The following is a 20,138-nucleotide window of genomic DNA, read 5'->3' as shown; positions in this document are numbered from 1 at the left end:
ATAGATATAAAATTGTAATATGATTATATTTAGACTCTTTAAGATCGTAATGGTGTCCTGGGGTTTTTCTTGGGTCGCCTTTTCGACCGCGGTTGCGACAGACATAAATCCGTGGGAGGCTTTGCAAGGCGGGAATTATGCTAGCGTCGAGAAAGTCTGGTTGCCCCGGGCAGAACGTGGAGAGATTGAGGCTCAGATTTTTATGGGCCATGTCGAGACCATGAGAAACATGCACTCTGAAGCTGCTAGGTGGTATCGTCTCGCGGCAATTAAGGGAAGTTCGATTGCTCAAGCTTTACTTGCGAACCAATATCTGAGCGGTAATGGTGTGGATTTAGATCTGGTTCGAGCATATGCTCTATATGATCTTGCGGCTGATAAAGGCCATCAAAATGCGACTAAGGCCCGTGACGTGATTGCACGTCAAATGTCTGGGGAGCAGCTAAGTCGAGCCATTGATCTTTCTGCAAGTTGGAGGCGGGATGGCCTGGATTAGAAGCCAGGTTGACCCGCTCTGCTTAGGTAGCAATATTTGTTGCGCTTAACTTTATCAAGTTTGAGCAAGGGCCTGGTCAAGATCTGCAATAATATCTTCGACGTCTTCAATCCCTACAGAGAGGCGGACTACATCGGGTGCAGCTCCAGCACCAATGCGTTGTTCATCGGATAATTGTCGATGTGTTGTAGAGGCCGGATGCAGAACAAGACTTTTGGTGTCTCCGACGTTTGCAAGATGAGAGTGGAGATCTAAACAATCAATTAGTTTTGTTCCCGCATCAAACCCACCTTTTATGCCGAATGTGAATACAGCGCCTTTGCCCTTGGGTAAATATTTTTGGCCAAGCTCATAGAATGGGCTGGATTTAAGTCCAGGATACGAGACCCAGGTAACTTTTGGATGTTTTTCAAGCCATTCGGCTACCATTTGCGCATTGTCACAGTGACGTTGCATCCTCAGTGGTAGTGTTTCCACTCCCTGAAGCATGTTCCAGGCGGCCTGCGGGTTTAGCGTCGGTCCGTAGTCCCGAAGCGCTACCATACGGGCTTTCATCGTAAATCCAAAATCACCAAAGGTTTCGGAAAAAGTCAGCCCATGGTAGGCATCGTCAGGTTCTGTCATGCCTGGGTATTTGTCGTTCCGGGACCAGTCGATATTGCCGGACTCTACCAGTATTCCTCCCATGGTATTTCCATGGCCAGCTATAAATTTGGTAGTTGAATGGACAACCAGGTCGGCTCCCCATTCAAACGGGCGCATCAAGTAGGGGGAAGCTAGGGTGTTGTCGACTATAAATAATACACCATGCTTATTTGCGACGTCTGCAATCCGTTCGATGTCCAGTATAATGCCGCCCGGGTTGGCCACTCCCTCACAGAAGATAAATTTAACTTTGTCTGTCATTGCATCTTCAAAATTGTTTGGGTCTGTAGGGTCGACAAAATGGCACTTCCAACCCAATTTGGGAAAGCTCTGCCCAAATTGGGTCACTGAGCCTCCGTATAGGTTCCTAGACGATATGAATTCATCTCCTGCCTCAAGTAGTGTAACGGCTGCTAAAAATTGTGCTGCGTGCCCAGATGCAGATGCCACAGCCCCTCTACCTCCCTCCAATTGAGCCACCCGTTCTTCAAAAACCGAGACAGTGGGATTAGTCATTCGCGAGTAAACGTAGCCAAAGGTTTGCAAATTAAAAAGCTCGGAGGCGTGTTCTGAGTCCTCAAAGGTGTAGGCTGTGGTGTTGTAAATAGGTGTTTCGTGTGCGCCTGTCGTTGGATCCGGACGGGAGCCAGCATGGATGGCAATGGTGGACATGCCGTATTGCTTCTTGCCAGAATCACCACCAGGAATGTTGGATTCTACTTCGTTAATGTTATTACGTACTTTCATGATTTGGGAGACCTTAATGTTTTTGCCGATATTATGCCGGTGTTGACGCCTAGCCACGATAGTTCACCTGATAGGCGTCCAAACTCTATTTTTGGACAACGATCCATGATCACTTCTAGTCCAGCGGATTCAGCTAGTTCTGCCGCCTTATCATCGCGCACGGTCAACTGCATCCATAGGTACTTAATACCTTTTTCTTCCTTAGCCGCTATGACGTCTTGGGTGATTCCGAAGGCCTCTTCAGAAGTGCGAAATATATCAACCATATCTAATTGGTGAGGGACTTCCTGGATCGACCCATACACAGTTTCACCAAGAATTTTTTCGCCGACTCGAGAGGGATTGACAGGAATTATTCTGAAGCCCTTGTGTTGAAGATATTTCATGGCGTAAAAACTGGGCCGCCTCCACGCCGTACTGGCTCCCACCATCGCGAATGTTTTAACATCTCTAAGGATTCTCCGAAGCTTGATGTCACTGTAGTGGTTGTGGTGGTTGAGAAAATTAGCCGATGTCGTTGTAGAAACTTCGGCGGAGTGATTAGCCATACCTAAAGGTCTCCATTTTTGGGTGCATTTTAAGGGTTGCCAGCAGGCGATAGTAAATCACCTGGTATTGTGCCGACTTCGGTTATGTCCCTTTCCAAACGGGATCTCGCTTTTGCATAAAGGCGTCTATTCCTTCCTGAGCGTCCGTCGCCATCATATTTTCTGCCATGACCTTGCTTGTGTATTTGTAGGCAGAGTCCAGGTCCATTTCTAGTTGTTGATAAAAAGCTTCTTTCCCAATTCTCAGAGTCAGGGGTGACTTACTTGCAATCTTCAAGGCTAGCTCGTTGGTTACGTAGTCAAGTTCTTGTTCGGGCACAACCTTATTTACAAGTCCAAAGTCTTTTGCAGTGTCAGCTGAAATTTCTTCGCCCGTCAAAAGCATTTCCATTGTTTTTTTTCGAGGAACAGTTCTGCTAACGGCGACCATGGGGGTAGAACAGAACAGGCCTATGTTGACGCCAGGTGTTGCAAAGGTAGCGGTTTCTGATGCGATGGCCATATCGCAGCTAGCCACTAATTGGCAGCCTGCAGCTGTGGCAATGCCATGAACTCTGGCTATGACTGGTTTAGGTAACCTGATAATGCTGGTCATAAGCTTGCTACACTGTGCTAACAAACCGTCGAATATTTCCCGCCTATTATTAGATCGGATTTCCTTTAGGTCGTGTCCCGCACAAAAAGCCTGACCCATTCCAGCAATCACGACCACTTTTATCTCTTGGTTCTCCGCAATCTCATTCAGATTAGCCTGGAACTCTGTCATAAGAGGTCGCGAAAGAGCATTGCGAGCCTTTGGACGGTTTAGCGTTAGGGTAGCCACTCCTTCTTGCACACTTCTTATAATTAGGTCTGATTCACTATCAAGTCTCTGTACTTTACTGTCCATTTTGTTACTTCTCTTGCTGATCAGAAGTCGTCGGTTACTCGCTTATATAGAACTAAACGACTTTGCACACCCCCTGTATTAAGAAAATTTGAAGCGTTTGATGCCTAAAAGGTGCCTAAAATAAGGTATAGAATCTGTTTTCGTGTCTTGCCTAGTTGACAGCAGCTATTCCATTGGCATACTGCGGCGCTTCCTAACTTGGATCCTATAGAATGTCTACATATTCGGCGGCCCCATCTGAGGTCGAACATAAGTGGTATGTTATCGATGCGAACGGCGCAGTGTTGGGCCGCCTCGCAGCTTTAGTGGCTACTCGGTTGAGAGGGAAGCACAAACCAATGTTTACGCCGCATATTGATTGTGGTGATCATATTGTGGTTGTAAATGCGGAAAAAGTGGCCCTGACAGGGAATAAGCTGGAAGGTAAAAGGCATTATTGGCATACGGGGTATCTGGGCGGGATCAAAAGTAAGAGTTACGGAGAGTTGCTGACTTCAGCTAAACCTGAGAAGGTTGTTCAAAAGGCTGTCTCGAGGATGTTGGCTCGAGGCCCGTTAGCTAGGGCGCAACTGCGAAAGCTACATGTTTATGCGGGCCCTGATCACCCGCATACAGGGCAACAGCCAGAAGTGTTGGCTCTGGGTGAATTGAATAGGAAAAATACGCGAGATAGCGAATAATGGTGGACGAGAAACGATCCCTTGAAGATTTGAAAGAGTTGGCTCCCTCAAGTTCAGAAACGGCATCCTCCGAGGTGAAACCTGAAATTGATGGGCAGGGTAGGTCCTACGCGACAGGTAAGAGAAAGAATGCGATTGCTCGTGTTTGGGTCAAGCCGGGTAGTGGGCGGATTTTGGTGAATGGCCGGGATCAGCAGACTTATTTTGCTCGGCCTGTATTGCGAATGTTGCTTAACCAGCCGTTTGAGACTGTGGACAGGAAGGGCCAATTTGATGTAAACGCCACAGTAAAGGGTGGAGGTTTGTCTGGTCAGGCGGGGGCAGTTAGGCATGGAATATCCCGAGCTTTGGTGAAGTTTGAGCCAGGTTTGCGTGGTGTGTTAAAAAAAGAAGGATTCTTGACGCGGGATTCTCGTGTAGTGGAAAGAAAAAAATACGGCAAGCCGAAAGCTCGAAGAAGTTTCCAGTTTTCGAAACGTTAGCCACTCTGGGTAAATTGTCTCTTTCGGGCGTCCGGTGTGGGCGCCTTTTTTGTTGTTGTGGTATCCGAGGGTGGTTTTGTGCAAACTGAGCTAATGCGGAGGTCTTAAATGACCGAGAAACAGAAAATTCGGACAGGGGTTTTAGGTGCTAGCGGCTATACAGGCGGAGAGACCCTCCGCTTGGCCGTCAGGCATGAGCGCATGGAACTGGTGGCTTTGACTGCTGAACGTCACGCGGGGGAAGATATCGAAAGTGTGTTTCCCAACCTAGCCGGGTTCAAATTGCCTGTGTTGTCTAAGATCCCAGATGTGAACTTTGAAAAGCTCGACGCTGTTTTTTGCTGTTTGCCACATGGGACAACCCAAGAGGTTGTTAAAGCTCTGCCTGATACACTTAAGGTATTCGACCTTTCTGCAGATTTTAGACTGACAGATCCTACAGTATATTCAAAGTGGTATGGGCATGAACACTACGCTCCCGCGTTGCAGGCGGAAGCGGTCTACGGACTGACAGAACATTACAGGCTGATACTGCCAAAAAAGCGGATAATTGCGTGTCCGGGTTGCTACCCGACTTCGGCCTTGCTTCCTTTATTGCCTGTCATCAAAGTTGGCCAAATAAGCCATGAGGACATAATTATTGATTCTAAATCTGGTGTTAGTGGGGCAGGCAGGGCGGCAAAGGAAGCAATGTTGTTCTCTGAGGTTGGCGAGGGGATCCATGCCTATGGGTTGGGTACACACAGGCATGGGCCTGAAATTAACCAGGAATTGTCTGCCGTCGTGGAGGCAGATGTGTCCACAAGCTTTACACCCCATTTGGTGCCCATGAACCGAGGTATATTATCTACTATTTACGTCCAGTTGACAGATGGAGTGGGGGTGACAGATATTCGAGAAACATTGGTGCAGAGGTACCATGACGAACCTTTTGTTTACGTTGTTGCCCCCGGTAAATCCCCGGCTACTAGGCATGTGCGAGGATCTAACAAGTGTGCCATTGGTGTTTTCGAATCTCAGCTCCCAAATCGTGCTATTTTGGTTTGCGCCATTGATAATCTAGTAAAAGGCTCGTCGGGTCAGGCAATTCAAAACTTTAATATTGCCTTTGGGTTTCCCGAACAATTGGGTCTTGAACAGGCACCAATTTTTCCTTGATAGTGAGCAATCTGCATCCTTGACCAATAATTTGAGAGTATCATGAATTTGTATAGACTTTTGGCTGAACGTGAGGAGATTGGCCGGCCTGTCCGCGTTGGGTTGATAGGGGCTGGAAAGTTTGGGGCTATGTTCCTATCCCAAGCTAGACTGACGGCGGGAATTCACGTTTTGGGTATTGCGGATCTAAATCGTTCTAGGGCTCGTGAGATTTGTATCAGGACGGGATGGTCGGCTGAGCAGATAGATGCAACATCTTTTTCTGAAGCTTTGAAGTTGGGCAGCACGTATGTAACTCTCGATGCTGAAACTTTAATTCGAGCAGATGGGCTGGACGTGGTGATTGATGCCACTGGGGATCCGGTTGTTGGAATTAAACATTGCTTGCTTGCTATAGAAGAGGGACGCCACATTATTATGCCGAACGTGGAAGCCGACGTTGTGGCGGGACCAATGTTGGCCCGATTGGCAAGATCTGCGGGAGTTGTCTATAGCCTCGCCTATGGGGATCAGCCTTCCCTCATTTGCGAGCAGGTTGATTGGGCCCGAGCGTGTGGTTTTGAAGTTGTTTCTGCTGGTAAGGGGACCCGTTACCAGCCTCATTTTCATTACTCTACCCCGGAGACTGTGTGGCCAAATTTTGGAGTGACCAAGGCGCAAGCTGAGCGAGGAGGGATGAATCCAAAAATGTTTAACAGTTTTATCGATGGGACTAAGTCTGGCATCGAAATGACGGCTGTTTGTAATGCAACTGGGCTTACCCCCCAACCCCAGGGATTGTCTTTCCCGCCGGTTTCGGTTGATGACCTGGCCGAAATGTGTAAGCCAGTCGCGGCGGGTGGACTAGTAAGTCATAAGGGAACAACTGAGGTTATCTCCTCTATTAAACGCAATGGGGATACTGTCGTAAATCATTTGCAAATGGGAACCTATGTTGTTGTAGAGGCACAGTCTGAATATGTGCAGAATTGTTTCGAAGAATATCACATGCTTCCTGACTCAACTCGCCAATATGCGGCGATGTATAGGCCAATCCACATGATTGGGTTAGAACTGGGCATTTCTGTTGCTTCTGTGGCTCTTAGGGGAGAACCCACCGGCTGTCCTGATGGTTTTAGATCTGATGTTTTGGCTGTTGCCAAAAAAGACTTGAAGAGCGGAGAAGTCTTGGATGGTGAAGGGGGTTATACCGTGTGGGGTAAGCAAGTTCCTTCTTCTGACTCGGTCAAGTTCCAAGGTTTGCCTCTTGGTCTATCTGGCGACAAGGTTTTGCAGCGTGACATAAAACAAGGGGAGACATTGCGGTGGGGAGATATAAAGCTGGAACAGGGTGACGACGCGGTCGCCCTACGACGGGAGATGGAGGCAGCCTTTATTAGGCCTAACCAGGGAAGTTAGGTGAATTCCTTAACCGAATATGTCAGGCGTGTTGCCCACCGTTAATATGGATTTCTGCGCCATTAACGTAGCTAGATTGGTCAGAACAGAGAAAATAGATAGTTTTTGCTACTTCTTCAGGGGTCCCTAGTCGGCGCATTGGGATTTCTGGTACCAGTTGTTCCTCGGTGCTGGGGGAAAGGATGGACGTTTTTATTTCACCTGGAGCTATTGCATTGACACGAATACCATGTGGACCGAAATCAGTTGCCATTTCACGAGTTAAACTTGCCAGAGCCGCTTTTGATGTCGCGTAGGCAGTGCCCGCAAAGGGGTGGACGCGAACTCCTGCTATTGAAGTCACGTTGACTACGGCCCCATTGGAACGTTTTAATTCTTTGAAAAGACCCCTTGCTAACATTATCGGAGCAAAAAAATTAACTCTGAACACATGTCTCCAATCGTCCATTTCTGTAGAGATAGAATCAAGCCGATTTCCGGAGGGCTCCTTAGGTGAGATAGCCGCGTTGTTGACAAGGGCATTTAAGCCGCCCTGTGCTAGTTTGCCCCTCAAAACACTAATACTATCTGGCAATGCTTGGAAGTCAGAGAGGTCAATTTGCATATGGTCTTCAGGCCCAGCTTCCCAGGGGCAGTCTTCTGGGAAAGCGTGCCGGGAACAGGTGATCACCCTCCATCCAGCGCTGGAAAATCGTTTTACAGTGGCGTGACCGATTCCCCTGCTGGCCCCGGTGAGTATAAGGGTTTTTTGATCTTTCGTTTCCATGTGGTGGTCCTTACTTTACCTTCTATTTCGCGTCGGACAGAGTACAATAAGTAACAAGCTCCAGGCCATAAGGTAGTGTGTGAGATTTGAGTCTAACACAAGAACAAACTTACGCTTATTGATAATCTAGCAAGATTTATCCTATTTTAATGTTATATTCGTGTTAATAGAAAGCTGTGTGGGTAAATAGCAGGGAACCACTTGGGATGAACTTAGTGGATATCGTAATCGTTGGAAATATGGAGTAGCGGAAATGGGCCCTATAGCCAGGTGCAGGATTGTCGTAGCTATATCCTTGGTTGCTTTGTTAGGTGGTTGTACGTATTTGCCCGAATATGTTGATCCGATTGAGTGGGCTGACTCAGCTAATGAATGGGTAACAGGTAGCATATTGGGGGACGAATCTGGGAATGATGGTGATTCTATAGATATCTCCGGCGCCCCAGGTGAAGAAGACCCATTCCCGGATCTGGAAAGTGTTCCAGATCAACGCCCGTCAGTCCGTACGCTCCGGCAACGCGAAAATTTAGCTAATGAACTTTTGGCAGATAGAGTTGCCGCCCGATATGAGGATGAGGCTTCTATTAAATCTGCGGACGAACCTCGGGTTAGAGACACGCGGCCTGTTGGAGGTGAGACTGATGGGGGTAGTGTTGGCAGCCCGACGGAATCGAGTCTTCCCAATATTGATAATTCGAATTCCGTGAAAAGTGAACTGGCCCTCCCAAATGTTGGGGTGAGTGTTCAACCCTTAAAGAGAACGTCGACAGAAGTCGTAACAAGAGATTCAAAAAACCAGACTCACCATGAATTTGCCATCCTTCCTCCTGCGGTGCCGGAGTTTCCCGAGTGGAGTTCGGTTGAAGAATATTTCGATCAACTGTTTAAGTCATCGGGTGGCTCGGGCAGTCATTTTAGTTCTTATTCGTCTACCGTAGTGTCAGGAGGAAATGCTGGAGAAAACTTTGCTGAAGTTGCTTTGACAAGGAGGCATGCCGCTGTAATTTACTTTGGACACGGATCCTCCAACCTGTCTAGTGAGGACAAAAATGTGCTCATGGAGGTAGCACGAGCAGTTGCCCTGAGCAGGGCCCATGTGTATGTCGTGGGCCACGCCAGTAGTAGGACTAAAACTAATGATGTTCTTAAGCATAATGTCGCCAATTATGAGACTTCTTTAGCGAGAGCAGAGTCTGTTGCTGCTGAGTTGATCCTTCAAGGAGTTCCTAGGAATAAAGTGTCTGTTCATGCAATGGCTGATGGCCAACCTGATTATTCAGAAGCGACAAGGCTTGGGGAGGCCGGTAATAGGCGGGCCAATATATATATAGAATACTAATTAAGGCGGGGTGCTACTATAGTTCATAGTGTAGCTTTTTCCTATCCTCCCGCTTACACCCACGCATCAATGGTAGTGGTATGCAGCACAGATTCGACAGGATAGATCGTCTGCCTCCGTACGTTTTTTCGGAAGTTAACGAAATGAAGGCGAGCGCTAGAGCCGCTGAAATTGATGTGATTGACTTTGGAATGGGTAATCCTGATACCCCTAGCCCCAAACATGTGGTCCAGAAACTAATAGAAACTGTTTCAGATCCCCGCACTCATCGCTATTCTACCTCCCGGGGAATAAAAGGTTTGAGAAAAGCGGTGGCCAATTACTATGGGCGGCGGTTCGGGGTAAATTTGGACGTGGATAGGGAGGTTATTGTCACACTGGGTTCAAAAGAGGGGCTGGCAAACTTAGCCTCGGCCATCTCTGCTCCCGGGGATGTGATTTTGGTGCCTAACCCAAGTTATCCTATCCATCCATACGGCTTTATAATAGCCGGAGCAAAGGTTTGCCCCGTTCCTATGGGAGATGAAATAGATTTAATTGGTGAGATTAAACGTGCTGCGTTAAGTGTCTTACCGTCTCCACGGGCTTTGGTCTTAAATTTTCCCAATAATCCAACTGGTGCCGTGGTTGACCTAGATTTTTACTCGGAAGTTGTAGATTTTGCGAAATCCATAGGGATGTATATTTTATCGGATATAGCCTACGCAGAGATTTATTTTGGGGAATCTCCCCCTCCTTCCATTCTTCAGGTGCCTGGTGCGATGGATATTGCGGTGGAATTTAGCTCTGTAAGTAAAACTTATTCGATGCCGGGTTGGCGGGTCGGATTTGCTGCAGGTAATCGACAACTTGTGGGCGCTTTGGCCCGCATAAAGTCCTATCTTGATTATGGTGCATTCACACCCGTGCAGGTCGCAGCTTCGACAGCTCTGAATGGTCCACAAGAGTGCATTGCGACCATTAGACAGACATATAGGGAGCGGCGCGATACTCTCATAGAGAGTTTTGCGGCCTCTGGATGGGAGATGCCTGCACCCAGGGCAACAATGTTCGTTTGGGCGCCAGTACCCAAGTTATTTTCTGATATTGGATCTCTAGAATTTTCAAAAATTTTGCTGGAGGAAGCACAGGTTGCTGTTTCTCCTGGAGTAGGTTTTGGAAAATATGGAGAGGGCTACGTAAGGATTGCTTTAGTTGAGAATGGACAGAGAATTAGACAGGCTGCAAGAAATATAAAACAGTTTTTATCAAGATACTAAGGAGATGATAGGAGGCTAGAAGGTATATGTGAGGCGCTTAGTAAACGAATCAGGTGATCCAGAATGTTATGGGGGCTTCTAATCAGTGTGATGAGTTGGACATATACAGGCCGCTTTTGATCTTCGTTATTCGATACGTCATTGTACACTTTGTATAGCCGTGGTCTATGATGGCCTAATGCAACCAAGAACGGGGAATGGTTAAAATACGATGGACAAGACTTTAGACAGAAATTTAGCTCTTGAGGTAGTAAGGGTTACTGAAGCAGCAGCCCTGGCATGTTCCCGTCTAATGGGACGGGGGGATGAAAAAGCGGCGGACCAGGCTGCAGTTGATGCGATGCGGCAAGCCCTTAATAGTCTAGACATTGATGGAACGGTCGTTATAGGGGAAGGAGAAAGGGATGAGGCACCAATGCTTTTTATTGGTGAGAAAGTTGGTGCTGGGGGACCAAAGGTTGATATTGCCTTAGATCCCTTAGAAGGCACAACCATATGTGCAACCGGGGGGGCAAATGCCCTAGCAGTGATAGCGATGGCTGAGGAGGGCGGTTTATTGCAGGCGCCAGATGTGTATATGGAGAAAATAGCTGTTGGTCCGGGTAGTCCGCCTAATATTGTTGATTTGGACGAGGGAACATCAAAAAACCTTCAAAACTTGGCACGGGCCAAAGGGAAGGATGTATCGGATCTTGTTGCATGTATTCTTAATCGCCCTCGTCACGAAGAGATGATTTCGGATACCCGACAGGCTGGAGCTCGCATCCAATTAATCCAAGATGGGGATGTGGCTGGGGTAATTGCGACAGCTAGGGATGACACAGGAATTGATATATACATGGGTATTGGTGGGGCCCCTGAGGGGGTTTTGGCTGCGGCAGCTTTGCAGTGTATAGGGGGACAAATGCAGGGTCGGCTTGTATTTCGCAATGATGAAGAACGCGGTCGTGCTGCAAAGCTGGGTATTCACGATTTTTCTAAGAAGTATGAGCTTAGTGAGTTGGCCCATGGTCAAGTAATGTTTGCTGCGACGGGTGTCACGGATGGTTCTATGTTGCGGGGTGTACGGCGCAGTTCAACATCGGCTAGCACAGAATCTCTGGTGATGCGTTCGAAAACAGGGACTGTTCGTGTAATCAGTGGGCAACATGATTTAACCAAGAAAACGCTATTTAGTGTCAGTCAGGAGTGAAATGGCTGAGGCTCCGGATGAACCGGTTTTTGGGGTTCTGGAATCTGTCAGTGGATTACTTTGGAAGACACGAAGCGGTGATTATAGAAAGGGCCTAGCTCTTTCGCAGAGACTGAATGTGTCGAGCATAGTGGGTCAGGTATTGGCCGCTCGATCTGTTGATTTGCAGAGTGCTGAAAATTTTTTGAGCCCTAAACTTAGAGATGAATTGCCTGATCCTTCGATCGTGTTGGATATGGATAAGGCGGTGGATCGTGTGGTCGAAGCCTTAGTTCGGAGCCAGCGGATTGCTGTGTTTGGGGATTATGATGTGGACGGAGCAACATCCTCGGCTCTGCTCAAGAAATACTTTGCGGCACTGGAGGTAGATTTAGATGTCTACATTCCGGATCGTGTGAAAGAAGGGTATGGGCCAACCAAAGGAGCGTTCCAAACTCTGCTCAAAAGGAAAGCAGAGTTGGTCCTAACCGTTGATTGCGGCACTACTGCATACGATGCGTTGGCGTTCGCTGAAACCGAGGGGCTGGACGTTATAGTTCTGGATCACCATTCTAGTGGGCCTTCAGTCCCAAAATGTGCAGCCCTAGTAAACCCCAACCGTATGGGTGATCGAAGTGGGCAGGGTGTCTTGGCTGCTGTCGGGGTGGTTTTTTTGTTTCTGGTAGCTCTTAATCGTTCTCTTCGTCTCCACGGATTTTTTGGAGACATTGATGAGCCAAATCTGCTTGCTTGGTTGGACTTGGTGGCTTTGGGTACCGTATGTGATGTGGTGCCGCTGCGAGGCCTCAATAGGGCTTTAGTCAGCCAGGGTATTCGGGTGCTGGCAAAAAGAAGTAATCTGGGTTTAGCCGTACTTAGCGATATAGGGGGACTAGAAGGCTACCCCGATAGTTACCATCTGGGATTTGTATTGGGCCCAAGAATAAATGCGGGTGGACGGGTTGGCGATCCAGACCTTGGGCATCAGTTGCTTACCACGGAGAATTCGGATGTCGCCTGTGACCTTGCCACTCGGTTAGATGCACTTAATAAGGAGAGAAGGACTATTGAGGCTCTCCATTTGGAAGAAGCATTTGCTCAGGTCGAGGGCCGGTTGGGTACCACGGGAGTGATTTTAGTGGAAGGCGCCAATTGGCATCCAGGCGTAATAGGTTTAGTTGCAAGCCGCCTAGCAGAGCAATTCAGGCGGCCGAGTTTGGCAATTTCCATACACCAGGGCCTGGGGAAGGGTTCTGCAAGATCAGTGCGGGGTGTTGATATAGGTAATTTGATTACAGGCGCTTGTCAGGCAGGTATTCTGGAAAGTGGTGGTGGCCATCCAATGGCAGCCGGATTCACTTTGAGAGCAGATAAGTTGCTTGAATTGAGGAATTTCATAGAACACCGGGTCTCGGCAAATACCGGCTCAGAGCCCATATTTTTGGAGTTGGATGCTGTTTTGGGGCTTTCAGCTGTAAGTGCTGACTTGATAGAAAGTTTTGATAAGGTCGGCCCATTTGGGGCGGGGAATCCTCGACCAAGGGTCGCTTTTGAAAACCTACGAGTGTTGCGGGCTGATAAAGTTGGGGACGGTAGTCATGTTAGGTGTATCTTTGGGTCTGGGATTGGAGGTAGACTTCAAGGCATCGCTTTTAGGGCATCAGATCGTCCAATCGGTCAGGCATTGCTGAACGCTAAATTTCTTCACGTAGCCGGTTCGCTTCGCGTCAATACGTGGAGGGGGAAGCAGGAAGCTCAGCTGTTTGTCGAAGACGTTGCCTATCCTGCAAACGCTTAATATCTTAACAAAATCTTGTTAAGGTCTTCATCTTTCTGCACTTAATACACGACAGTCTGGGCCACGTTTATTGAGGGAATAAAAATATGGACAATGTCGCTTTAATTACAGGCATTACAGGACAGGATGGCTCCTATCTTGCAGAATTACTTTTATCTAAAGGTTATGAGGTTCACGGCGTGAAGCGCCGATCTTCGTCATTTAATACAGGTCGCATAGACCATTTGTATAAGGATCCTCATGAGAACGAGTCAAGATTTCATCTCCATTATGGGGATTTGACGGATGCGACAAACCTAATTCGGTTAATTCAGGAAATTAATCCCACTGAGATTTATAATCTTGGAGCTCAAAGCCATGTGAAGGTAAGTTTTGATACGCCGGAATATACAGCAAATGCGGATGCTTTAGGTACGTTGAGGCTTCTGGAGGCAATTCGATTGCTCAATCTAGAAAAAAGATGTCGTTTTTATCAGGCCTCGACGTCAGAATTATACGGCGCGGTGTCGGAGACGCCGCAAACAGAGAACACTCGTTTTGCTCCTCAGAGTCCATATGCTGCGGCAAAACTATACGCTTACTGGATATGTGCGAACTACCGAACAGCCTATGGGATACATGCATCCAATGGAATTTTGTTTAATCATGAAAGTCCAGTGCGTGGCGAAACTTTCGTTAGTCGCAAAATAACAAGGGCCGTAGCCGCCATCCAATTGGGCTTACAAAATTGTGTTTTCCTCGGCAATTTAGATGCCGTTAGGGATTGGGGACACGCAAGAGATTATGTTCAAGGTATGTGGTTAATGTTACAGCAAGAAACAGCAGGTGATTACGTGTTAGCTACGGGAATAGAACACAGTGTTCGTGATTTTGTTGAGTTTTCCTTCAAGGAGGTAGGGCGGGAACTCGAATGGAAGGGTTCTGGAACTGATGAGATAGGTGTCGATAGAGATTCAGGAGAGGTTTTAGTGAGGGTGGATACGAAGTACTTTCGGCCAACAGAGGTTGAGTATTTATTGGGGGATCCTAGTAAGGCTAAAAGGTGCCTGGGGTGGGAGCATAAAACATCATTTGCCGATATGGTTAGGGAGATGGTTGCTTCTGACCTAGACTTGGTTCAACGTGAGCAACGGATAAACATAGAGTAGAGTAGAGCAGAGCAGAGTATATGATGCCAGTGAGAAAGGCAGTTTTTCCAGTAGCGGGTCTTGGGACTAGATTTCGCCCAGTGACATCGGCTATTCCAAAAGAGATGCTCCCTGTAGTGGATAAGCCGCTGATTGATTATGCTATAGAAGAGGCAATTGATGCAGGAATTACAGATTTAATCTTTGTAGTTTCCGGAAACAAAGATATCATCGTGAAGTATTTGTCGGAGCAAGATAATATTGATTCTATCTTCGAAGGAATGGCTCGTTCTGGAGGTCCTGGAAAAACAAAAAGGAATAGGCCATCTTGGTTAAATATTGAATTTGTTTTCCAAGATGAACCTCTTGGTTTGGGTCATGCAATCCTATGTGCGCAGAAAGCTGTGGGAGCGGATCCATTTGCGGTTTTGCTGCCAGATGATTTGATATTATCTAAGGTGCCTTGCCTGACCCAAATGGTGGATAAATATCGGGAGGTTGGCGGAAACTTTATTGCGGTTGTCGAGGTGGAACCCCACCAGACCCATATGTATGGGATACTGAGGGTTGTTAAATGTAGAAATGATTTATTAAAGGTAACCGCTATGGTGGAAAAGCCTCCAATTGAAAAGGCGCCTTCTAATTTTGCCATCGTGGGTCGGTATATACTTGATGCTGAGATTTTCGAGACGCTGGGACGGCAACGGCCCGGGCGTGGCGGAGAAATTCAGCTCACTGAAGCCATGGACAAAATGCTTTTGCAGCAAGATTTTTACGGATTGAGGTTTTCCGGAGTCCGACATGATTGTGGCGAAAAGGTAGGTTTGTTGGAGGCCAATATTGCCTGTTTTTTGGCTCGCCCAGATCTAAGCATACGAACTCAAAAAGCCCTGGAGCGATTTGTATTGGGCAGCGTGGAGAGTGGGGAAGATAAATAAATGCAAATCACAATGGTTGGAACTGGTTATGTTGGCTTAGTGTCAGGAGTTTGTTTCTCGGAGTTCGGGCTTGAAGTGATATGCGTAGATAAAAATCACAGTCGAGTAGAACAGTTAAAACAGGGACAGGTGCCTATTTATGAACCGGGGTTGGATGATCTTGTGCGTTCTAATATAGGGTCGGGCCGCCTTAAGTTCACCCAAGATCTCGAGATGGCCTTTGCCAATTCAGTTGCTACTTTTATAGCGGTTGGTACTCCAAGCCGAAGGGGTGACGGACATGCAGATCTATCCTACGTATATACAGCGGCCAAAGAGATGGCACCTTATTTGCCGAACGGCGTAGTCGTGGTTACAAAATCAACTGTCCCGGTCGGCACGGGAGACCAAATAGAGGAGACAATTGCTACGGCTCGACCCGATCTAAAACCTGGAATTGGATTTGACGTCGTATCAAATCCGGAGTTTCTGAGAGAGGGTTCGGCAATAGAGGATTTTATGCGACCTGATAGAATTGTTGTAGGCGCAGCGTCGGAAAGGGCGCGCTCCGTATTGCGGCAGCTCTATAGGCCCCTATTTTTGCGTGATACGCCCTTTTTGTTTACTGATCGGAGGACGGCCGAACTTACCAAGTATGCTGCGAATGCATTCCTAGCGACTAAAATAACATTCATAAACGAGATGGCTAACTTATGTGAGGCTACAGGAGCAAATGTCCAAGATGTTGCAAAAGGTATGGGGTTGGATGGCAGAATAGGGTCCAAATTTTTACATGCGGGTCCGGGGTATGGGGGTAGTTGCTTTCCAAAGGACACCGAGGCCCTGGTGCAAATGGGGCGCGATTTTAATGCTATGCCAAAGATTGTTGATACTGTTGCTTTGGTCAATAGCGAACGGCCAGAGCAAATGGCTAAAAAAGTAATTGAAGCCTGTGAAGGTAACGTATCGGGGCGTAAGATAGCAGTATTGGGGTTGACTTTTAAGCCTAACACGGATGATATGAGAGATGCTCCAAGTATCGGTATTATTTCTTTCTTGCAGAATGCTGGCGCCCAAATTTACGCTTATGATCCCGCAGGGATGGCTGGAGCAAAAAAGATTCTACAAAACATTAGTTGGGGAGACTCTGCTTACTCTGTGATAAAGGGTGCATCTGCTCTAGTCATTGCTACAGAATGGAATGAGTTCAGGGCCTTAGATTTAGAGCGGCTCAAATGCCTTATGAAAGATCCCATAATTGTAGATTTAAGAAATATTTATAGGCCTGTTGAAATGGAAGACGCCGGTATAAAGTATGTCAGTGTTGGCCGACCTGATAACTAGAAGCGGTTGTTCATTTGTTGAAGTTAGATTCAGAAATACTACGTGCCTACGATATCCGAGGCGTAGTTGGCAAAAGTTTGAGTGTCGATGTTGCATTTGCTGTGGGTCGTGCATTCACGACTATTGCAGGGGAGCACCTGGGCGCCCAGCCTAAGTTTTGTACAGCGTATGATGGGCGGGTTTCTTCGCCTCAGCTAGAGCAGGCGTTGGTGGACGGGATGGTTGCGTCGGGCGCAGACGTTCTGCGTTTGGGCCTAGGTCCAACCCCGATGCTTTATTTCGGGGTAAATGTCCAAGAAAGGGATGGGGGAGTCATGGTAACAGGCTCACACAATCCTCCCGAATATAATGGCTTTAAGTTAGTGTTTGGGCAACTCCCATTCTGGGATGATGATATTCAGAAGCTTGGAAAATTGGCGCAATTGGGCTCTTTTTCCTCGGCCCAAGGTGCGTGGCGGGAGGTTTCTATAGAGAGTGAATATGTGGATAGATTGTGTCTAGAATACAAGTCCGATGTCCCGTACTCGGTAGTATGGGATAGCGGAAATGGAGCGACCGGAAGGATTGTTCGATTATTGACAGACCGGCTCCCGGGTCGGCACGTGGTATTGAACGAAAGCATTAACGGCACATTTCCATCTCATCATCCTGACCCCACGGTGCCGGAGAATTTGGAACAATTAATAGGGGAAGTTAAATCTAGTGGTGCAGATCTAGGGGTGGCTTTTGATGGAGATGGTGATCGCATTGGGGTTGTGGATCATCAAGGCACGATTCTTTGGGGTGACCAGCTATTAACCCTGTATGCGCGGGATCTTTTGCAGGCTTCACCTGGGGAATCAATTATAGCTGATGTTAAGTCCAGCAATGTGTTTTTTGATGAAGTAAAAAGATGTGGTGGTGAACCCATCATGTGGAGAACAGGGCACTCCCCCATAAAAAAGAAGATGGCTGAGTTGTCAGCTCCACTTGCTGGCGAGATGAGTGGGCATATATTTTTTGCAGATCGCTATTACGGGTATGATGATGCCGTATATGCAGCGGTTCGGCTCTTGGGTATACTGGCAAAATCTGGCAAGTCCTTGTTTAATTTACGTGAGACCTTGCCAAAAACTGTTTCCACCCCCGAGATCCGTTTCCCCTGCGCTGAATCTCAAAAGTTTAGAGTTGTGAACGAAGTACGAAATCGTGCCCATGACATTCGAGACGCAGATGTTAATGAGCTAGACGGCGTCAGGGTAACTACAACGGATGGATGGTGGCTGTTGCGGGCGTCTAACACTCAGCCTGTACTAGTGGCCCGATTTGAGGCATGGAGCGATGATGGAATGATTCGCTTAAAAGATACTCTTGGTAACTTAATTGCAAAGATGGGGTTAGATGATTCTCTGGTGCGCTAGCGCTCACCTAGGACATTTCTTAGGTCCAGTTGTTGATTAGATTCGGTTTTTTATTTGAATTGCAACGTTGGAAAGTATTTGGGCATTCTTTACTACGATAGGTCTAATTAAAGAAGCATTATGGGTCCACGACTATACAGGGTTGGGCTTTTGCATTAAGTTTGGAGCATAGGTTTTTGGCAGCTTCTTCTGATAGTCCGGTGTGTTGAGCCCGAAACAGGACACCCAATTCTGTTGTTATTGGAGAAACTTCGGGAGCAGAGTTTGTTAATTCATTTGGGAATTATGCAATTGTTTTTTCCAAAAGCAGTTTAGCTGAGTGCGCCAAAGAAAATGCGCCTAATTGCACAGCCCACCTGCCCGGGTTCGGCTCCACTGCACCTGGAAGTTTTTCCGGGCTTGCCACTGCAGTAACCGCTGCAGTCTCCCGTAATGTGGGATCTTCCCTATGAATATTTTGGTTGGAATTAGCCGCGGTATAGGCCTTTTTCGGTTTTGCCGGAGGTAGAATGATGCTGTCTAAGAGTTTGTCCTTTAGGTCTAGCGAGTGGTAGGCACGATCCAAGAGGCGTTTCATTTGGTTGTCTCTACTGCGAGAGGTTTTGCCCCCGAGCACGACGGCTATTAAGTGGTGCTGATTATGGATGCTGGAGATCATCAAGTGGTACCCCGATGCTCTAATATATCCAGTCTTAATGCCATTTACCCCTTTATATACTCCTAAAAGGCTGTTGTGGTTGCGGTATGTGTTACCATTGAACGTAAATTTTCTTTGCGCAAAGAAGTAAGAATAATGTGGGAAATCCTCATAGAGTGCCCGGCCTAGTATGGTCATGTCTAGGGCCGTTGTTTTCTGTTGGCTATGGGGAAGTCCAGACGCATTGCGAAACGTGGTGTTGGCCATGCCTAGAAGTTTTGCCTGTTGGGTCATTGTTTTTGCGAATTCGCGTTCAGTTCCCATGAGAAACTCAGCAAGGGCGCTAGCTATATCATTGGCAGATTTTGTTGCTAAAGCTAGTATTGCGTGTCGAATGGTGATAGTCCCGCCAGCTGGGATTCCTAATTTAGATGGCGGTTGGCGCGCGGCATATGGGGATATCTTGATATTAGTTTCTAGGGTGAAATCACCCCTATCAAGGCCACGGAATACTAAATAAAGCGTCATGACTTTGCCTAAAGACGCAGGAAAGTTTTGTTTTTTTGCTCGGTATGAATACAGAATAGAACCGGTACTAGCTTCTATAACATGGGCAGAGTAGCCAGCTATTGAAGTTTTTGGGGTTCCTATAAGGAGCCCCGCTATAAGGCAAATCAGTAACATTGGGATGGGGCGTTTCCGGGATCTCGGCCCAGAAAAGTGGGCCGAATGGCCCATCTTTGCATCGAAAATAGGAGGGAAACAAGAATTCATAATTAAAGTCACTATCATAGAATATTAGTCAAACGTTTTTTGGGGCCTTGTTATCTATAGAAAAGGCAGTTGCTGGTGTAAAGATTTAGATAGTACTTGCTGGTAGCGTTTGCACTCGCGTAATCTAGGGAGCCACCAGAGGAATTGGGGTTGCAAGTGCTGAGAATCCTGGTGGTATTGAGTTTATAGGCGCATCGTAGAAACTAGAGTGTGGCGTTTGGTGAATGAGTAGTAGGCGGGATGACGATCGGAGTGACATCGCTCAAGGTGGTGTGGTTACCGAAACAAAGGTGAAGACGAAAAAGCCTTCCATGTACAAGGTGTTAATGCTAAATGACGATTACACCCCCATGGAATTTGTTGTTTATGTGCTTCAGAAATTCTTTGGTAAGGGCAGCGATGAGGCAACGCAAATCATGTTACATGTCCACCAGAAAGGTGTAGGGATTTGTGGTATTTATTCTTACGAGGTTGCAGAAACCAAGGTAACACAGGTCATGAACTTTGCTAAAAAGAACGAGCATCCTCTTCAGTGCACTCTGGAAAAGGATTAAGTGAAGTAC

Annotated in this window: 19 protein-coding genes; 14 read left to right on the top strand and 5 right to left on the bottom strand. The window is 47.2% G+C overall.

Translation table 11 applies throughout. The annotated features are described in order from the left end of the window. The first annotated feature begins 19 nt into the window (after positions 1-19). Positions 20-496, top strand: coding sequence for a hypothetical protein (locus CMM32_02530; GenBank protein ID MBT05781.1), 477 nt, complete (start codon positions 20-22; stop codon positions 494-496). A gap of 54 nt (positions 497-550) precedes the next feature. On the opposite strand, the gene CMM32_02525 is transcribed toward CMM32_02530, so the two are convergent. From CMM32_02525 to CMM32_02515, 3 genes are all read right to left on the bottom strand, one after another. Then, positions 551-1,888: an O-acetylhomoserine aminocarboxypropyltransferase gene (locus CMM32_02525; protein ID MBT05780.1), complete on the bottom strand. Its 1,338-nt coding sequence runs from the start codon at positions 1,886-1,888 to the stop codon at positions 551-553. Next, on the bottom strand, positions 1,885-2,319 hold the full coding sequence (locus CMM32_02520; protein MBT05779.1) for a CoA-binding protein: 435 nt from the start codon (positions 2,317-2,319) through the stop codon (positions 1,885-1,887). Before CMM32_02520 ends, CMM32_02525 begins: the two co-directional genes overlap by 4 nt. Positions 2,320-2,518: 199 nt before the next feature. Next, complete coding sequence (locus tag CMM32_02515) at positions 2,519-3,325, bottom strand: enoyl-CoA hydratase (protein ID MBT05778.1); 807 nt, start codon at positions 3,323-3,325, stop codon at positions 2,519-2,521. Between the two features lie 212 nt (positions 3,326-3,537). Here CMM32_02515 and CMM32_02510 point away from each other — a divergent pair, with 212 nt between their 5' ends. From CMM32_02510 to CMM32_02495, 4 genes are all read left to right on the top strand, one after another. After that, entirely contained in the window at positions 3,538-4,005 is a 468-nt protein-coding gene (locus tag CMM32_02510) for a 50S ribosomal protein L13 (GenBank protein MBT05777.1), read from the top strand. Continuing rightward, entirely contained in the window at positions 4,005-4,487 is a 483-nt protein-coding gene (locus tag CMM32_02505; GenBank protein MBT05776.1) for a 30S ribosomal protein S9, read from the top strand. The genes CMM32_02510 and CMM32_02505 overlap by 1 nt, the downstream gene beginning before the upstream one ends. Before the next feature lie 108 nt (positions 4,488-4,595). Then, on the top strand, positions 4,596-5,645 hold the full coding sequence (locus tag CMM32_02500) for an N-acetyl-gamma-glutamyl-phosphate reductase (protein MBT05775.1): 1,050 nt from the start codon (positions 4,596-4,598) through the stop codon (positions 5,643-5,645). Positions 5,646-5,687: 42 nt separating this feature from the next. After that, on the top strand, positions 5,688-7,043 hold the full coding sequence (locus tag CMM32_02495) for a flagellar biosynthesis protein FlgA (protein ID MBT05774.1): 1,356 nt from the start codon (positions 5,688-5,690) through the stop codon (positions 7,041-7,043). A 22-nt stretch (positions 7,044-7,065) separates the two neighbouring features. On the opposite strand, the gene CMM32_02490 is transcribed toward CMM32_02495, so the two are convergent. After that, positions 7,066-7,809 carry an oxidoreductase gene (locus tag CMM32_02490; protein MBT05773.1) on the bottom strand — a complete coding sequence of 248 codons (744 nt, stop codon included), beginning with the start codon at positions 7,807-7,809 and terminating at the stop codon, positions 7,066-7,068. Between the two features lie 253 nt (positions 7,810-8,062). On the opposite strand from CMM32_02490, the gene CMM32_02485 reads away from it, so the two are divergent. The 8 genes from CMM32_02485 (at position 8,063) to CMM32_02450 (ending at position 18,164) form a co-directional block, all read left to right on the top strand. After that, on the top strand, positions 8,063-9,148 hold the full coding sequence (locus tag CMM32_02485; GenBank protein MBT05772.1) for a hypothetical protein: 1,086 nt from the start codon (positions 8,063-8,065) through the stop codon (positions 9,146-9,148). A gap of 80 nt (positions 9,149-9,228) precedes the next feature. Further along, positions 9,229-10,407, top strand: coding sequence for an aminotransferase (locus CMM32_02480; GenBank protein ID MBT05771.1), 1,179 nt, complete (start codon positions 9,229-9,231; stop codon positions 10,405-10,407). 211 nt (positions 10,408-10,618) lie between these two features. Further along, the gene (gene glpX, locus CMM32_02475) at positions 10,619-11,599 is read left to right on the top strand and encodes a fructose-bisphosphatase class II (GenBank protein MBT05770.1); all 981 of its coding nucleotides are present in this window, start codon (positions 10,619-10,621) and stop codon (positions 11,597-11,599) included. 1 nt (position 11,600) lies between these two features. Next, entirely contained in the window at positions 11,601-13,376 is a 1,776-nt protein-coding gene (gene recJ, locus CMM32_02470) for a single-stranded-DNA-specific exonuclease RecJ (GenBank protein ID MBT05769.1), read from the top strand. A gap of 86 nt (positions 13,377-13,462) precedes the next feature. Further along, on the top strand, positions 13,463-14,524 hold the full coding sequence (gene gmd / locus CMM32_02465; GenBank protein ID MBT05768.1) for a GDP-mannose 4,6-dehydratase: 1,062 nt from the start codon (positions 13,463-13,465) through the stop codon (positions 14,522-14,524). Positions 14,525-14,544: 20 nt separating this feature from the next. Then, complete coding sequence (locus CMM32_02460; GenBank protein MBT05767.1) at positions 14,545-15,441, top strand: UTP--glucose-1-phosphate uridylyltransferase; 897 nt, start codon at positions 14,545-14,547, stop codon at positions 15,439-15,441. Continuing rightward, a complete protein-coding gene (locus CMM32_02455; protein ID MBT05766.1) occupies positions 15,442-16,764 on the top strand; it encodes a UDP-glucose 6-dehydrogenase in 1,323 nt (440 codons plus the stop codon). A gap of 14 nt (positions 16,765-16,778) precedes the next feature. Further along, complete coding sequence (locus CMM32_02450) at positions 16,779-18,164, top strand: phosphomannomutase (GenBank protein ID MBT05765.1); 1,386 nt, start codon at positions 16,779-16,781, stop codon at positions 18,162-18,164. Between the two features lie 283 nt (positions 18,165-18,447). Here the strand turns inward: CMM32_02450 and CMM32_02445 are convergent, their stop codons facing one another. Further along, positions 18,448-19,593 carry a D-alanyl-D-alanine carboxypeptidase gene (locus CMM32_02445; GenBank protein ID MBT05764.1) on the bottom strand — a complete coding sequence of 382 codons (1,146 nt, stop codon included), beginning with the start codon at positions 19,591-19,593 and terminating at the stop codon, positions 18,448-18,450. A gap of 206 nt (positions 19,594-19,799) precedes the next feature. On the opposite strand from CMM32_02445, the gene CMM32_02440 reads away from it, so the two are divergent. Then, positions 19,800-20,129: an ATP-dependent Clp protease adapter ClpS gene (locus CMM32_02440; GenBank protein ID MBT05763.1), complete on the top strand. Its 330-nt coding sequence runs from the start codon at positions 19,800-19,802 to the stop codon at positions 20,127-20,129. Positions 20,130-20,138 lie beyond the last annotated feature (9 nt).

The organism is Rhodospirillaceae bacterium (assembly GCA_002728255.1).
GTDB lineage: Bacteria > Pseudomonadota > Alphaproteobacteria > UBA7887 > UBA7887.
This window is presented reverse-complemented; position numbering and strand designations above follow the sequence as displayed.

Coding starts and splice junctions, on each gene's coding strand:
- CMM32_02500 (MBT05775.1), top strand. CDS start 4,596: ATGACCGAGAAACAGAAAATTCGGACAGGGGTTTTAGGTGCTAGCGGC.
- CMM32_02530 (MBT05781.1), top strand. CDS start 20: ATGATTATATTTAGACTCTTTAAGATCGTAATGGTGTCCTGGGGTTTT.
- CMM32_02505 (MBT05776.1), top strand. CDS start 4,005: ATGGTGGACGAGAAACGATCCCTTGAAGATTTGAAAGAGTTGGCTCCC.
- gmd (MBT05768.1), top strand. CDS start 13,463: ATGGACAATGTCGCTTTAATTACAGGCATTACAGGACAGGATGGCTCC.
- CMM32_02445 (MBT05764.1), bottom strand. CDS start 19,593: ATGATAGTGACTTTAATTATGAATTCTTGTTTCCCTCCTATTTTCGAT.
- glpX (MBT05770.1), top strand. CDS start 10,619: ATGGACAAGACTTTAGACAGAAATTTAGCTCTTGAGGTAGTAAGGGTT.
- CMM32_02495 (MBT05774.1), top strand. CDS start 5,688: ATGAATTTGTATAGACTTTTGGCTGAACGTGAGGAGATTGGCCGGCCT.
- recJ (MBT05769.1), top strand. CDS start 11,601: ATGGCTGAGGCTCCGGATGAACCGGTTTTTGGGGTTCTGGAATCTGTC.
- CMM32_02440 (MBT05763.1), top strand. CDS start 19,800: ATGAGTAGTAGGCGGGATGACGATCGGAGTGACATCGCTCAAGGTGGT.
- CMM32_02455 (MBT05766.1), top strand. CDS start 15,442: ATGCAAATCACAATGGTTGGAACTGGTTATGTTGGCTTAGTGTCAGGA.
- CMM32_02510 (MBT05777.1), top strand. CDS start 3,538: ATGTCTACATATTCGGCGGCCCCATCTGAGGTCGAACATAAGTGGTAT.
- CMM32_02490 (MBT05773.1), bottom strand. CDS start 7,809: ATGGAAACGAAAGATCAAAAAACCCTTATACTCACCGGGGCCAGCAGG.
- CMM32_02525 (MBT05780.1), bottom strand. CDS start 1,888: ATGAAAGTACGTAATAACATTAACGAAGTAGAATCCAACATTCCTGGT.
- CMM32_02520 (MBT05779.1), bottom strand. CDS start 2,319: ATGGTGGGAGCCAGTACGGCGTGGAGGCGGCCCAGTTTTTACGCCATG.
- CMM32_02515 (MBT05778.1), bottom strand. CDS start 3,325: ATGGACAGTAAAGTACAGAGACTTGATAGTGAATCAGACCTAATTATA.
- CMM32_02485 (MBT05772.1), top strand. CDS start 8,063: ATGGGCCCTATAGCCAGGTGCAGGATTGTCGTAGCTATATCCTTGGTT.
- CMM32_02480 (MBT05771.1), top strand. CDS start 9,229: ATGCAGCACAGATTCGACAGGATAGATCGTCTGCCTCCGTACGTTTTT.
- CMM32_02460 (MBT05767.1), top strand. CDS start 14,545: ATGATGCCAGTGAGAAAGGCAGTTTTTCCAGTAGCGGGTCTTGGGACT.